Here is a 12,671-nt window from a genome sequence, read left to right on the forward strand (position 1 = left end):
GAGATGAATACCAAAGGGCTGTTGATTGTGTGCATGGCTTGCCTGTCCACCAGTGCCTGGGCTATTGAGCCAGGTCCCTCCTCGGCGCCGCAAAAGGGCACCGAACAGTGGATGCAGCTACAGATTCGTGGTGTGGTTGCCTCCCCTTTTCGACAAACTGCATCGGTCACTGAGCGTGACCTGTCCTTCCAGCGCTGGCTGAACAGCTTCACCTACCCGATCCCGATGTTCTTTGAGCAGAAGGCTGGGGGGAAAATGACCTCCAGCAGCAACTGAGGGACGTCAATGGATGATCAACCTCTGGCATCGTCCAGAGTAGCCTGGCTAAAACGCCAGGCTTAATCACGTCTGCTGGAAAGTATTGGCATCTACACATTGTTCAGTTCTGACCGAGCCCCCCTGGAGCGCAATGCTGTTCACTTAAACAGTTTCAGCCGCGACGCATTCTTTGTAGCAGCTGCCGAAGGCTGCGTTCGGCTGCGCAGCAGTCGTGAGTCCGGCTGCCGTGATGTACCTGACRCACCGCAATGGCTGATTTTACGACTGCTTCGCAGCCGAACGCAGGCTTCGCCAGCTGCTACAGATCGCATTACGGCTTAAGTGAACAACATTGCCCGTAGGAGCGAGCGGTGTAGATCTTGGGAGGGGAAGTACAGATCAGGTTCGGGTGGCAAGGCCATCTGATTCGACAGCCCCCCACCCGATCCTCTTACATATTTCCGAATGCTTTCATTACGCCAATCATGGCCGGGCCGATGGCGACCAGAAAGAAGCTCGGCCACAGGCAGAAAATCAGTGGGAATATCAGCTTGGTGCCGATTTTCGCCCCCGCCTCTTCGGCGGCCTGCGTACGCCGATCACGGAATTCATCGGCATAGATGCGCAGGGTGTCGGCCACGCTGGTACCAAAGCGAATACTCTGCGCCAACAGGCTGACCAACCCTTGCACGTCCTCCAGACCGGTGCGTATGGCCAGTTGTTTGAGCGCCTCGGTACTGGTGATGCCCGCGCGGATCTGCGCATTGACCAGGGCCAGCTCTTCAGCCAGTTCAACATGACTGACCGACATCTCTTCAGCCACCCGTTCAATGGTCGTGGGCAGTGACAGGCCTGACTCCACGCAGACCACCATCAGATCCAGCGCATCTGGAAACGCGATACGCAGCCGGTTTTGACGCGCCTGCTTACGCTTGGCGACATACAGCGCTGGCAGCAACCATCCGATACCGGCCACCATGACCACCAACAACAGCCCCACAGCCAGGGAAACCTTGGGAATCAGCGGCAACAGCAGCAACGCAAGACCGACCATCAACAGCGGTAACATCAAGCGCACCGCCCAGTACATCTGCACCGCCGAAGAGGAGCGGTAACCCGCATGCGTCAACAGAGTCTGGGTAACTGACGCCTGGGCCGATTCAGCCGAGGCAAAACGCTGGCCGACCCGCTCCAGCAACAGCTGCAGATTACCCGGCGCTTCCTGCCCTGCCGTATTGCCCAAATAACCGCGCTTGATCAGCGCCAGACGACGCTGTACCGGGTCCTGAAGACCCAGCATCAGCAACATCAAGGCGACGACCGCAAGCACCGTACTCAAACCGATCGCGCCAAGGAACAACAGGCGCGCTACTTCCTCGCTCCCCGTGAACCGACTGAACAACCCGAGTAAAAAGTCCATGACCTGTACCTCCCGGTAGCGAATATCGCTTAAACCTGAATCCGGATGATTTTTCGTATCCAGAAAATCCCGATCAACATGGCGCAGAAAGCCCCGATGATCAGCTTGTGGCCTATGGGATCATTGAGCAGCACAGGCATGTAGCTGGGGCTTGTGAGCACGATCGCAATAGCCAGCACAAAGGGAATCGCCACCAGCACCCAGGCCGACATGCGCCCTTCCGCCGACAGGGTTTTGATCTTGCGCTGAAAGCGGAAACGCCCGCGGATCAGCCGACTCAGACGCTCCAGCACTTCCGTCAGATTGCCGCCAGTCTCGCGGTGGATGAGGATCGAAGTCACCAGCATCATCACCGTCATGCTGGGCATGCGCTCCAGCAGGCCGAGCATGGCCCGGCGAACATCGTTGCCATAGTTGATGTCGGCAAAGGTCAGGCCGAACTCATGAGCGACCGGCCCCTTGTGCTCCTCGGCGACCAGACGCAGGGTTTCGTTGAACGGGTGCCCGGCACGCAAGGCCCGGCACATGGCATCCAGCGCATCCGGTAGGCCTTCCTCAAACGCAGCGAAACGTTTGCTACGGTCACGAGAAATTTTCAGCAGGGGTAACCAGAACACCCCGAAGCCTGCCAGCAACGCCATCCACCAGACGGTCACGACCATCCAGATCGAGATGCCCGCACACGCACCCAGGAACAGCCCGAGCAAGATCACTCGATAAGCGCGGTATTCATGGCCGCCCTGCTCGATCATCTGCGTAAGGCTCGCCATGAACGGCAACTGCTCGAGCATGGCCTCCAGTGGCGACAAACGCGTCAGGTATTTCTGCCGCAACACCGTCTGCATGTTGGGCAAATTGTTGGCTTTTTCCAGTACATGCAAACGGCCGCGGATGCGCTTGCGCATCTTGCCCGCTTCGCCGAACACCGGCACCACCACGCCCTGGGACAAGAGGAACACGGCGATAAACACCATGCCCAGGAACATCACAATGAATTCAGCAGGAATATGGCTCATGGCTGCCGTGCCWCCATCCATTCAGGCCTGAACATCGTCAGCGGCAACTCGATGCCGCGCTTGGCCAGCACATCGCGGAAGGCCGGAATCATGCCGCTGGGACGATAATCGCCAAGCACTTCACCGTTTTCACCCATGCCCTGGCGCGCAAAGGAGAAAATTTCGGTCATGGTGATGATCTCGCCTTCCATGCCGTTGATCTCTTGCACGCTGACCAGCCGGCGCTTGCCGTCCTCCTGACGTTCCAGCTGGATCACCACATCGATGGCCGACGCGATCTGCTGACGCATGGCCTTGATCGGGAAGGTCGCCCCGCTCATCGACACCATGTTCTCGACTCGCCCCAACGCATCGCGCGCGGTGTTGGCGTGGATCGTGGTCAATGAACCGTCATGGCCGGTGTTCATGGCCGTCAGCATGTCCAACGCCTCGGCACCGCGCACTTCGCCGATCACAATGCGGTCCGGGCGCATCCGCAAACTGTTGCGCACCAACTCCCGCTGACTCACCTCGCCACGCCCTTCGATGTTCGAAGGCCGGGTCTCCAGGCGCACCACGTGGGGCTGCTGCAGTTGCAGTTCGGCCGAGTCTTCGATGGTGACGATCCGCTCGTTGTGCGGGATGAAACTGGACAACACGTTGAGCATGGTGGTTTTGCCGCTACCGGTACCGCCGGAAATCAGCACGTTCAGGCGCCCGCGGACAATCGCCTTGAGCAGCAGCGCAATGGCCGGGGTCAATGTCCCCACCTGAATCAGGCTGTCGGTATTGAGCAGGTCCACCGCAAAGCGGCGAATCGACATGCTCGGGCCGTCGATGGCCAGCGGCGGGATAATCGCGTTGACCCGCGAACCGTCCTTGAGCCGGGCGTCCACCAAGGGCGAGGACTCGTCGATACGCCGACCCAGGCTGGACACGATGCGGTCGATGATATTCAGCAAATGCTGATCATCGCGAAAACGCACATCGGTCCGTTGCAGTTTGCCGAAGCGCTCGACATAGACCGAGGCATAGCCGTTGACCAGAATGTCGGACACGCTGTGATCGGCCAGCAACGGCTCCAGAGGCCCCAGACCGAGCACCTCGTCGGTGATCTGCTTGATGATCAACTGGCGGCTGGTGGTACTCACCGGTGCCGAATGCTCGTCGAGCAGGCGCTGGCAAATATCACGGATCTGCCGTGAGGCCTCGGCCTGTTCAAGGGAGTCCAGCAAGGACAGGTCCATGACCTTGAGCAATTGCTGGTAGATTTTTTCCCGCCACTCGGCTTCCACCGGGGTGACCTGGCTTCTGGTTTCGTAAAGAACGTCCGGTGTTGCACGCTCCCACGCCATTATTTCCTCTGCCGGATCCAGCAGGTCGTCGCCCTGAGCAGCTGACGATGCTGCGGGTTTACCGGACTGTTTGCGCAAGCGGTTACGAAAGTCGCTGATCATGGGTCATCCCCCGAAAAAACGGTTGAAGGCGCGTTTGAGTAAGCCTTTGTTCCCGGCCACCTGTTGACCGACCAGGTCCTCGGTCATGTCGCGCAGGGCGGTAGTAATCGCGGCCCTCGGCGCATGCAGCCCCAACGGCACGCCAGTGTTCTGACTCTGGCTGACCAGGTTGAAGTCGTTGGGTAATTTCGACAGATTGGTGCAGCGCAGTGCCTCGCCAATATCCTTGAGGCTGATCGCTGCGGCCTTGTCATAGCGGTTGACCACAATCTGCAACTGATCGCCGCGCACGCCCAGGTCGTCGCGAAGAATCCGCACCAGGGAGCTGGCATCGCGCAGATGACTGACGCTCTGCTGCACCACCACGTACACCCGGTCCACCTGTTCCAGCACGGAGCCGGTGAGGTGGTCGATTTGCCGCGGCAGGTCGATCACCACCCAGTCGTAGCTGGCGCGGGCCAGTTGCAACAGGGTGTCAAGTTGCTCGGGTTGGGCATCCTGCGGCAGGCACAGCTCACCGGCCCGACCACCCAGCACATGCAAGGTCGGGCTGAAGTGGCTGCAAAAACCGCGTAGCGCGACGCTGTCCATGCCATCGATCTGATGCAGCACCTCGAGATGGCTGTGCGTCTGCGCCACGTCCAGGTAATGCGTCACGCTGCCGAATTGCAGGTCCATGTCCAGCAATAGGGTGCTGCCGCCCCTGACGCTGAGCTGTTGAGCCAGGTTGCAGGCCAGCAAGGTTCCGCCGGAGCCGCCCTTGGCGCTCATCACGGCGATCAATTTCCCTTCTGTCCCGCTGCCGGTGCGAACCTCCATGACCAGGCGATTCAAGGCGGCAACCAGTTCGGTCTCGGCGATAGGCTCCGGCAGCACGTCACGGGCGCCGGCCTGCATCGCCAGGCGCATGCCTTCCTGCTCGGTCAGCAGACCGCACACCAACATCGGCGGACGCTCATGGGCCGGACGCTGCAACAGCGCCGCCAATTCTTCGCGCCACAGATGGCTGACGCGCAACAGCAACAGATCAGGCATGCGGTCCAGGCCGTAGAGCGGGTCGACATGCCCATTACTCACCAGGCGAGTGCTCACCTCCAGGCAGGGCATGCGCTGGCAGACGCTCTGCAGATCGCGCAACGAGGTGGCATCACGGCTGCTGATCAGCAACCTCAGCCCAGCCTTGCCGGTCGAAGTGGAGAGCGGGGTATCCTTGGTATTCAGCATGGTGTGATCTCCCCGGAATCGGAATGACGCCCGAGGCTTTCGCGTGGCAAGGTTGCCTTGAATGCAGGCAAGGTAATGGGCACGCCGAACCCGGGAATAAACAGATTGAAAACGAAGCCTTGCAGACTCAACTGGACATAACGGATGGCACGAAAGCCAGTAGYGCTGACCAGGTCGCCGGGATTGGCCACCACAGCACCGTTGACGTCCAGATAGGTCAGCGTCAGGTTGGTGGTGGCCAGGCTCGTGATCAGCTGGCTCGTGCCGGCGTCGGTCGATGCGTTGAAGATCGCCCGCCGCAAGACCACCGGATCGCTGATGTTGCACACCGCTGCCAGCCGCGCACCACGCCGCGCGGCTTCATCCAGCGCACTGACCGTGAAGTACAGGCGGCCCATTTCCACCACGCCGAACAACAGGATGAACACCAGCATGCCGATGAAGGCGAACTCCACGACATAGGTGCCGTGCATGCGTTTTTTATTCATCACAGCACCCTCATGACAGTGGTGGCAACCAACGGAATGGCCAGCGCAAACTGCCCACCGATAAGACCAGGAAACGTGCCGACACAATTGCCACTGCCAATCACCGGGCAGAAGCTATAGGTGATGGTGACTCGCACATGGTCGGTGCCTACCGCGGCGACCGCTACGTTCGCGGTCGTCAACCCTGACACCACAGCGCTGCCGGTAGCGCTGGGCACGCCATAGACCGCGACGTTTTTCGTCTGGGTCAGCAGCGTATTGCTCAGAGCGATAGCGCCGAGCGTCGAGTCCCAGGCCTGGCTGGCGACAAAACGGTCGGCATCACGGCTGGCCTGCAACAGGACGTTGTACTGGTAGAGCATGCGGCCGAATTCGCCGAGGCTCAGTAACAACAGAAGCAACAGCGGCAGGACGAGGGTGAATTCCACCAATGCCACGCCTCGCTGAGCCTGTGGTCGCTTGAATGAGTGAAGTCCCATGACGCCTCCTACGAGTCTGTGCTCGGAGTGCCAGTGCCGCTGCCAATATAGGTTTTGTAGAGTTGAATGATCTGCGGGCCGACATCGGTGGACGGCGAGGGGCCGGCTACGTTATCGCCTTCGCACTCCTTCACAAACTGGCCGAATATCTGCGATTCCGTGCCGCCGTTGCTCATGGGCTGTACCACGAAATAGCAACCAAAACCCAGGACCGGCACCGAGGTTGTACCCCCCTGTTTACCGGTGCAGTCGCCCACCACGATTTTCAGCATCCGACGCTCGAACACCCCACCGCTCTGACAGCCGCTGCCGGTCCCGGCCACACACGCGGCAGTGCTCGCACGCCAGTCGTTGTAGTCCAGTATCGCGTTGGCGCCCGCCGTGAGATTGCCGCCGCTCGATGTGACGGTTTGCCCCTTGTACATCTTTTGTCCCGTTGCATCGTCGTATGTGATCGCGGGGGTGCTGGACGTGGTTACCAGATCTGGCGGGTAGTCCGAGGCACTGACCGGGCCGTTGTAGATGCCGAAGCGCGTATTCAACCCTTGAGAGGTAGGGCCGACCTTGTTGCCAGGGGCGGTCTGGACGTTCTGCCCGACGTTGCGGCAAACCGTGCCGCCTCCGGCCAGGTCATCCCTGACGGTACTGCCGCCGGAGCCAAAGTCGAGCAACTGAAAGTTGCCTGGGCCAATGGGAGATGAATTGCCGGCAGCCGTCTTCAACACCTGCAAATCGCCAAACTGGAAGCCCCAGAACACGCCCGCGGCCGGGTTGTATTTAGTCGGGTCGCCACAGACCATCAATGGGGCAAGATCACAGGGGCTGGTAGGGCTGGGGCCGGCGGTGGCGATCGCCGCCACGGCCTTGTTCCCAAGGCCCGCAGTGCCTAACGTCTGAACGAAGCTCCAGAAAAAACCTGTCAGTTGATAGCTCGGTACCGATACCCGAACGTACTTGGCATTTGCCGGCCCGGGATAGGAGAACGGGCCATAGACGCTGCTGGAGAGTTCCACCGTCGCAAATGCGCCTGGGTTGCCGGCGACCGCCGTTGCCAATTCGGTGTTACCCGTGGCATTGGCATTTTGCGTCAGCGTATTGAGCGCGGCAGTGCGTGTCGCGCTGGCCATGGTGGCAGCACCTGCCACCTCAAGCAGGGTTTTGGCGCCACTCAGGGCAGCGGCATCCACAGCGTTTTGCAGGCGCGTCTTGTTCAACATCATGTGCCCGCCGTCCAGAGCCAACGCCGCTATCATGGAAATCGCCGCCAGGGCGATCACCATCAGTACGCTCACCGCTCCTCCCTGGCGCCTTGGCGTCGCAGTGAACGGCCGCTGAATACGAAGATTCATCATCAAGCCCTCGTTTGCCGATACTGATCCGGATCGGCTCCGCCAATACCTTGGTGCACAGGCACCCCTACCGCTCTGTCAACGAACTTTCACTAAACTGGTCTGGATCCCGCGAATGATGGTGACAGCCCCGCCACCCTCGGCACGGTGCACCACGCGTTTTTGCACTGGGGCAGCGGCCACAACCATGGGGGCCGGCGCAGCAGGCGCGGCGGTCACGATTTTTTTCTCGGAGTTCAGCGGATTGCGCAGCGCCAGTTGCAGCTTGCCTTCCGTTTGCGCCGTGACCAGGGTTTCCGCCTCGGCGGCCGTCATCTCCAGCGTCACTGCGCGCACCACCACCGGTTGGGTCTTGTCGGTACCCGCCGTCTGATCCACCGCCAACACCCGCAAGTTCTCAAGGATGGTCCTGGACACGGCACTGTTACTGCCGGCACTGGTGGTTTTGGTCGCCAGTACATCGACCCGGTTACCTGGCAGGAGGAATCCGCCCACACCCACCACATCGTCCACGCGTACCGAAATGGCACGTTTGTCTGTGGCAATCAGAGAGGCCAGGGTACTGCCGCCCAGATGCTCGCTCAGGCGTGCGCTGCGCATGACGTCGCCACGCAAGATGTCGAACGTTGCGATCTTGCCCACGGCCTTGTCGCTGGAGTCGAGAGCATCGTCCGGGATCGTGTCCATCGGCATGCGTACGGTCGTGACCTGTTGGGCCTCGACCATCTGCCCGAATGGAATCTCTACCGTGGCAACCACCACGCTTCGAAGATGGTCATCCGGAGTAGCATTGAGCCGCGCGCTCAGCCAGGAGTCGGCCATCCATGCAGCCCCAAGGCCCATGACCAGGGAAACGCCTATCAGGGAAACAGTACGAGAGCTCATGTCAGTATCTCCGTATCAAAGAAAGTCGAGCTGGACGAAGTAGTTGTGCCAGGCCCATTCCAACTCTTGTGGTGACAGTGCCCCGGTACCGCCGATATAACGCTGACGGTCGAGGGCCATGTTCAGGAGATCGCGGGGATGGCAAGGCACCAGGGGCATGCCTTCACTTGCATAAAGCCTTTGCAGTACATAACGCAGCAGCAGGGGGTCAAAAGGAATACCCAGACGCTCACATTCCTGACGCCAGATCTTTTCGTACTCCTCGGGCTTCAGGTAACCGAACTGCAACTTGTAGCCAATCCGCCGCAGGAAGGCCTCATCAGCCAGTTCCAGGGGATTGAGGTTGGTGGAGAACACCAGAATCAGATCGAATGGCAGCTCGCAATGCCGACCACCGCCCAAATTGAGGAAGTCGCGCTTCTCCTCCATCGGTACGATCCAGCGATTGAACAGCTCGGCGGGTGCCATGCGCTGGCGGCCCATGTCATCGATGATGAACAGGCCATTGCTGGCCTTGAGCTGCAAGGCGGCCTGGTACTGGCGGGTGAAGGGGTCATAGCGAACATCCAGCTGTTCCATGCTCAACTCACCGCCCGTAATGACGACCGGGCGTTTGCAGCACAGCAGTCGACGATCGATCCCTTCGTTGAGCATCAGATTGTTCTGTTGACCGTTGTCATCCAGCCGCTGATGCACCTGCGGGTCATAGATCTCGATCACCGACTCGTTGATCACGATGGCATGAGGTACCCAGATGGCCTCGGCGAACAGACGAATCAACCGACTGCTGACGTAGGTCTTGCCGGTACCCGCGGGGCCATAAATCATGATTGCGCGCCCGGAGTTCAGGGCCACACCCAGTTGATCGAGCATCCCCTCCGTGAGCACTACACCGGTGAGGGCCTTGTGCATATCGCTTGAGCTGATGCGACCATGGTGAATGGTCTGGATTTTGATCAGGGAACGGTAGGTACTCACCGGGAAGGGGGCCGCGCCGATATAGCCGCTGCGTGACAGCGCATCGCGGGCAGCACTGCGACCGCGTTCGGTCAGGCTATAACGCAGCTGCCCACCCGATTGCCCCACCTGACCCAGGACTTCGACACGACCGTCCTTGCGCAGAAACGCCAGGACTTCTTCAAGTACGGCGCCAGTCAGCGCCAGGCGCTCCACCAGTCGCGGCATGTCCAGCACGCCGGCGTCGTACAAATGCTTGCATACCAACTCACCGAGAAAACTGTCGGTCAGACCCGTCTCGCGGATTGTGCAAGGCTGAGGAGCCAGCCGTTGCACCGCTTCCCGATCGCTGGAGTAGGCATCACTATCGACAATGACGTGCATGACTAACCTCCCAATCCACCGGCAACCAGTTGCCAGTAGACGCTGTTTAAAGTGCCGATCAAGAYTGCGATCGAATAAGGAAAAGGTTTGCCGGCGACTTCATCCGAAGTCGGCGCCAGATAGGCCTGCGCCCTGAGAATCAGCCAATAACGCCCCAGGGTCTGCAACAATTGCCCGCGAACCAGCACGATCAGGAAACCGCACACCCCACCAGCTATCAGGCTGAACATGGCTGCCCACAAGGCGAAATGGAACGGAAGAAAGCTGCCGACCATGGCCATCAACTTGACGTCGCCAGCAGCCATGCCTCCCAGGGCGTACATCGGCAGAAAGAACGCAAAACAGATCAGGATACCCAACAGGCTGTCACCCAATCCGCTGATACCACCTGAATAAGTCTGACCGGCCAATCCCAGGGCAATGCCCAACAGGACCAGCGTGTTGGGGATACGGTGGCGAAGCAGATCGCTCACCACCGCGACGCCCAGCAGTCCTAGCAGTAAAACAGTCGACACCAGCAATTCCATGGACATGGCGCGTCTCCCCTACCGGGATTATCGTTAGCAGGCAACGTTGCCGTTGACCGCCTGGCACAGCGCTCTGATCTTGGTATCTACAGCGCCGCCCAAAAGAACGAAGGCTGCAGCCACAGCTACCGTAATCAACCCACCTGCCACCGCGTATTCCACAATGGTCAGGCCATCTTCATCTTTGGCGAACTTGCTTATCGAAGTTCTGATTGTTTGCAGAGTCATTTTGTGTACCTCACTTCAGCGGTCATACGGCTCGGAAAGTACATTGGCGGGGACAGCGCGAAGTCCATTGAGTTATCCGGTCGCTCTATCAGCAAAACAGCAACAACCGGTCATTCATGGACTTCGCCGCGTCCCGCCACCGTAAATTTCGTTATCAGCAYGCAACGTTGCCGTTGACGGCCTGGCACAGCGCCCTGATTTTGGTATTCACGGCACCGCCCAAAAGCACGAACGCAGCGGCAACAGCTACCGTAATCAGCCCACCGGCCACGGCGTATTCCACGATGGTCAGGCCGTCTTCGTCTTTGGCGAACTTCACTACCGAAGCCTTGATTGTCTGCAGATTCATTTTGCCCACCTCACTCGAATGTTGTTTTTTCCGGAAGGCAGTACGTTCTGCACTGCCTGATGCAACCCTAGTCAGGGGCAAGGCATGGGCGTTAGGAAGATTTTGCACATCACTAGGACTTTTTTGCGGGTGCGGCCAAATACGGTTATTGGCCTTTGCAGAAGTAGCAGGAGGGGTAAAACAAGGGATGGCTCGCGAATACCACTGACTTCGATTTACAAGCGACGAGCGGCTGATACCTGGTTCATAGACGACACACCAACAGACTGTTGCCTGGGACTGATTTCCAGGCAACGCATAGAGCGGATAGAACTAAAATTCGTCTTTCTTATCAGTATTTAATCTGCAAAGTGATGGCACGTTAGCAATACTACTCAGCGAAGAGGGGCCCGTAGAACCGCAGAGTAGAGACATGACGTCCAACATGACCAGAAGGCCATCGCTGCTTTGGTTCGATCTGACTCACGATCGTTCCACGAAGGAACTCATCGCGCAGTTCGAGGAGACTTGCGACTGCAAACTGGCGAAAAATTCCGTGCTGCCCAGCGGGGAACAGGCAGACATGATCTGCATCCATTTCGATCGCCCCGACACCCCCGGTTTGAGGTTGTTGCTGGAGATCAAACGCACCACCCCTACCATCCCGATTACCATGTTCACCGTGCAGCACTCAGAAGAATTGGCCGTCTGGGCCATGCGCTCCAGTGTCTGGGAATACATGGTGCTCCCGCTCACCAACGCCGAGAGGAAGCGCTACCTGACGGCACTGATGCAGCTCTGCGAATTGCGCCGCAATGCCGGTCAGGACAAGACATTGCTGATCGACCACTCGCCCACTCTGCCAGAGAGCATCCGCCTGACCTCCGGGCACCAAAAACACCAGGCGCTGAGCCATACCATGCTGTACATCGACCAGCACTTTCGGGACAGCATCGATCAGAGGGATTTGGCCAAGCGCTGCGGCATGACGACTTTTCGCTTCAGTCGCCTGTTCAAGGAAGCCAATGGCGTCGGTTTCACCGATTACATCCTGGACAAGCGCATGAGTTTTGYCAAACAGCTGCTCGACAACAGCCAGATGCCGATTACCAGCATCGGTTATGAGGCCGGCTTCAAGGATCCTTCCTACTTCGCCCGCGCCTTCAAGCAGTTCGTCAACTGCACGCCCAGCGAATACCGTTTGGCCAGCCAACTTAGAGCGGTAGCAGCGCAACCGCCACTGGAAGATACAACCATTGAAGCACTTGAAAGCCTGGTGCAGAGCCTTGGAAATTGAAGCAGGTTTTTTACGCGCATAAAAAAACGCCGCTCAAATGAGCGGCGTTTTTTTGAATTTGGAGCGGGAAACGAGACTCGAACTCGCGACCCCGACCTTGGCAAGGTCGTGCTCTACCAACTGAGCTATTCCCGCAAATGGCGTCCCCTAGGGGACTCGAACCCCTGTTACCGCCGTGAAAGGGCGGTGTCCTAGGCCACTAGACGAAGGGGACACGCTGCCCGGAACACATGGTGTGTGTTTCGGTGCCCAGACCCGTATCCGAAGACTTGGTTCTGGTTTCACTCAGCTTTGCCCGAAAGCAACGCTGTTTAAAATTGGAGCGGGAAACGAGACTCGAACTCGCGACCCCGACCTTGGCAAGGTCGTGCTCTACCAACTGAGCTATTCCCGCA

The 12,671-nt window shown here is 59.0% G+C and carries 14 protein-coding genes and 3 tRNA genes; 2 read left to right on the top strand and 15 right to left on the bottom strand.

The features are described from left to right. Positions 1-3: 3 nt before the first annotated feature. Positions 4-276 carry a DUF3613 domain-containing protein gene (locus AC1DIS_RS26400; protein ID WP_018926249.1) on the top strand — a complete coding sequence of 91 codons (273 nt, stop codon included), beginning with the start codon at positions 4-6 and terminating at the stop codon, positions 274-276. Between the two features lie 433 nt (positions 277-709). Here AC1DIS_RS26400 and AC1DIS_RS26405 read toward each other — a convergent pair whose 3' ends face one another. From AC1DIS_RS26405 to AC1DIS_RS26460, 12 genes are all read right to left on the bottom strand, one after another. Further along, positions 710-1,678: a type II secretion system F family protein gene (locus AC1DIS_RS26405; RefSeq protein ID WP_477743489.1), complete on the bottom strand. Its 969-nt coding sequence runs from the start codon at positions 1,676-1,678 to the stop codon at positions 710-712. A 29-nt stretch (positions 1,679-1,707) separates the two neighbouring features. Then, on the bottom strand, positions 1,708-2,694 hold the full coding sequence (locus AC1DIS_RS26410) for a type II secretion system F family protein (RefSeq protein ID WP_064616557.1): 987 nt from the start codon (positions 2,692-2,694) through the stop codon (positions 1,708-1,710). Beyond that, the gene (locus tag AC1DIS_RS26415; RefSeq protein WP_477781178.1) at positions 2,691-4,130 is read right to left on the bottom strand and encodes a CpaF family protein; all 1,440 of its coding nucleotides are present in this window, start codon (positions 4,128-4,130) and stop codon (positions 2,691-2,693) included. The genes AC1DIS_RS26410 and AC1DIS_RS26415 overlap by 4 nt, the downstream gene beginning before the upstream one ends. Positions 4,131-4,133: 3 nt before the next feature. Next, a complete protein-coding gene (locus AC1DIS_RS26420; protein ID WP_064616555.1) occupies positions 4,134-5,354 on the bottom strand; it encodes an AAA family ATPase in 1,221 nt (406 codons plus the stop codon). Beyond that, on the bottom strand, positions 5,348-5,842 hold the full coding sequence (locus AC1DIS_RS26425) for a TadE family protein (RefSeq protein ID WP_477781179.1): 495 nt from the start codon (positions 5,840-5,842) through the stop codon (positions 5,348-5,350). Before AC1DIS_RS26425 ends, AC1DIS_RS26420 begins: the two co-directional genes overlap by 7 nt. Further along, on the bottom strand, positions 5,842-6,321 hold the full coding sequence (locus AC1DIS_RS26430; protein ID WP_064616553.1) for a TadE/TadG family type IV pilus assembly protein: 480 nt from the start codon (positions 6,319-6,321) through the stop codon (positions 5,842-5,844). Before AC1DIS_RS26430 ends, AC1DIS_RS26425 begins: the two co-directional genes overlap by 1 nt. 8 nt (positions 6,322-6,329) lie before the next feature. Then, on the bottom strand, positions 6,330-7,673 hold the full coding sequence (locus AC1DIS_RS26435) for a TadE/TadG family type IV pilus assembly protein (protein ID WP_477743490.1): 1,344 nt from the start codon (positions 7,671-7,673) through the stop codon (positions 6,330-6,332). 75 nt (positions 7,674-7,748) lie between these two features. After that, complete coding sequence (gene cpaB, locus AC1DIS_RS26440; RefSeq protein ID WP_064616549.1) at positions 7,749-8,555, bottom strand: Flp pilus assembly protein CpaB; 807 nt, start codon at positions 8,553-8,555, stop codon at positions 7,749-7,751. 15 nt (positions 8,556-8,570) lie between these two features. Continuing rightward, positions 8,571-9,896 carry an AAA family ATPase gene (locus tag AC1DIS_RS26445; RefSeq protein ID WP_138866985.1) on the bottom strand — a complete coding sequence of 442 codons (1,326 nt, stop codon included), beginning with the start codon at positions 9,894-9,896 and terminating at the stop codon, positions 8,571-8,573. Positions 9,897-9,898: 2 nt separating this feature from the next. After that, on the bottom strand, positions 9,899-10,429 hold the full coding sequence (locus AC1DIS_RS26450; RefSeq protein ID WP_477781180.1) for an A24 family peptidase: 531 nt from the start codon (positions 10,427-10,429) through the stop codon (positions 9,899-9,901). 27 nt (positions 10,430-10,456) lie between these two features. Beyond that, positions 10,457-10,651, bottom strand: a complete 195-nt coding sequence (locus AC1DIS_RS26455) for a Flp family type IVb pilin (protein ID WP_018926260.1) — start codon at positions 10,649-10,651, stop codon at positions 10,457-10,459. A 154-nt stretch (positions 10,652-10,805) separates the two neighbouring features. Continuing rightward, complete coding sequence (locus tag AC1DIS_RS26460) at positions 10,806-11,000, bottom strand: Flp family type IVb pilin (protein ID WP_018926261.1); 195 nt, start codon at positions 10,998-11,000, stop codon at positions 10,806-10,808. A 412-nt stretch (positions 11,001-11,412) separates the two neighbouring features. Between AC1DIS_RS26460 and AC1DIS_RS26465 the strand changes: the two genes are divergently transcribed. After that, the gene (locus AC1DIS_RS26465) at positions 11,413-12,276 is read left to right on the top strand and encodes a helix-turn-helix transcriptional regulator (protein WP_477781181.1); all 864 of its coding nucleotides are present in this window, start codon (positions 11,413-11,415) and stop codon (positions 12,274-12,276) included. Between the two features lie 59 nt (positions 12,277-12,335). Here the strand turns inward: AC1DIS_RS26465 and AC1DIS_RS26470 are convergent. The 3 genes from AC1DIS_RS26470 to AC1DIS_RS26480 all read right to left on the bottom strand — a co-directional run bounded on the left by AC1DIS_RS26470 (position 12,336) and on the right by AC1DIS_RS26480 (position 12,670). Then, positions 12,336-12,411 (bottom strand) — tRNA-Gly (locus AC1DIS_RS26470). 3 nt (positions 12,412-12,414) lie between these two features. Further along, a tRNA-Glu gene (locus AC1DIS_RS26475) sits at positions 12,415-12,490 on the bottom strand. Between the two features lie 104 nt (positions 12,491-12,594). Further along, positions 12,595-12,670 (bottom strand) — tRNA-Gly (locus AC1DIS_RS26480). Position 12,671: the final 1 nt, after the last annotated feature.

This window comes from Pseudomonas sp. 05N433 (assembly GCF_056396925.1).

What these genes read in the sequence shown, in the direction of transcription:
- AC1DIS_RS26405 (WP_477743489.1), bottom strand. Translation starts at nt 1,678, where the DNA reads ATGGACTTTTTACTCGGGTTGTTCAGTCGGTTCACGGGGAGCGAGGAA.
- AC1DIS_RS26435 (WP_477743490.1), bottom strand. Translation starts at nt 7,673, where the DNA reads ATGATGAATCTTCGTATTCAGCGGCCGTTCACTGCGACGCCAAGGCGC.
- AC1DIS_RS26430 (WP_064616553.1), bottom strand. Translation starts at nt 6,321, where the DNA reads ATGGGACTTCACTCATTCAAGCGACCACAGGCTCAGCGAGGCGTGGCA.
- AC1DIS_RS26455 (WP_018926260.1), bottom strand. Translation starts at nt 10,651, where the DNA reads ATGACTCTGCAAACAATCAGAACTTCGATAAGCAAGTTCGCCAAAGAT.
- AC1DIS_RS26445 (WP_138866985.1), bottom strand. Translation starts at nt 9,896, where the DNA reads ATGCACGTCATTGTCGATAGTGATGCCTACTCCAGCGATCGGGAAGCG.
- AC1DIS_RS26420 (WP_064616555.1), bottom strand. Translation starts at nt 5,354, where the DNA reads ATGCTGAATACCAAGGATACCCCGCTCTCCACTTCGACCGGCAAGGCT.
- AC1DIS_RS26410 (WP_064616557.1), bottom strand. Translation starts at nt 2,694, where the DNA reads ATGAGCCATATTCCTGCTGAATTCATTGTGATGTTCCTGGGCATGGTG.
- cpaB (WP_064616549.1), bottom strand. Translation starts at nt 8,555, where the DNA reads ATGAGCTCTCGTACTGTTTCCCTGATAGGCGTTTCCCTGGTCATGGGC.
- AC1DIS_RS26400 (WP_018926249.1), top strand. Translation starts at nt 4, where the DNA reads ATGAATACCAAAGGGCTGTTGATTGTGTGCATGGCTTGCCTGTCCACC.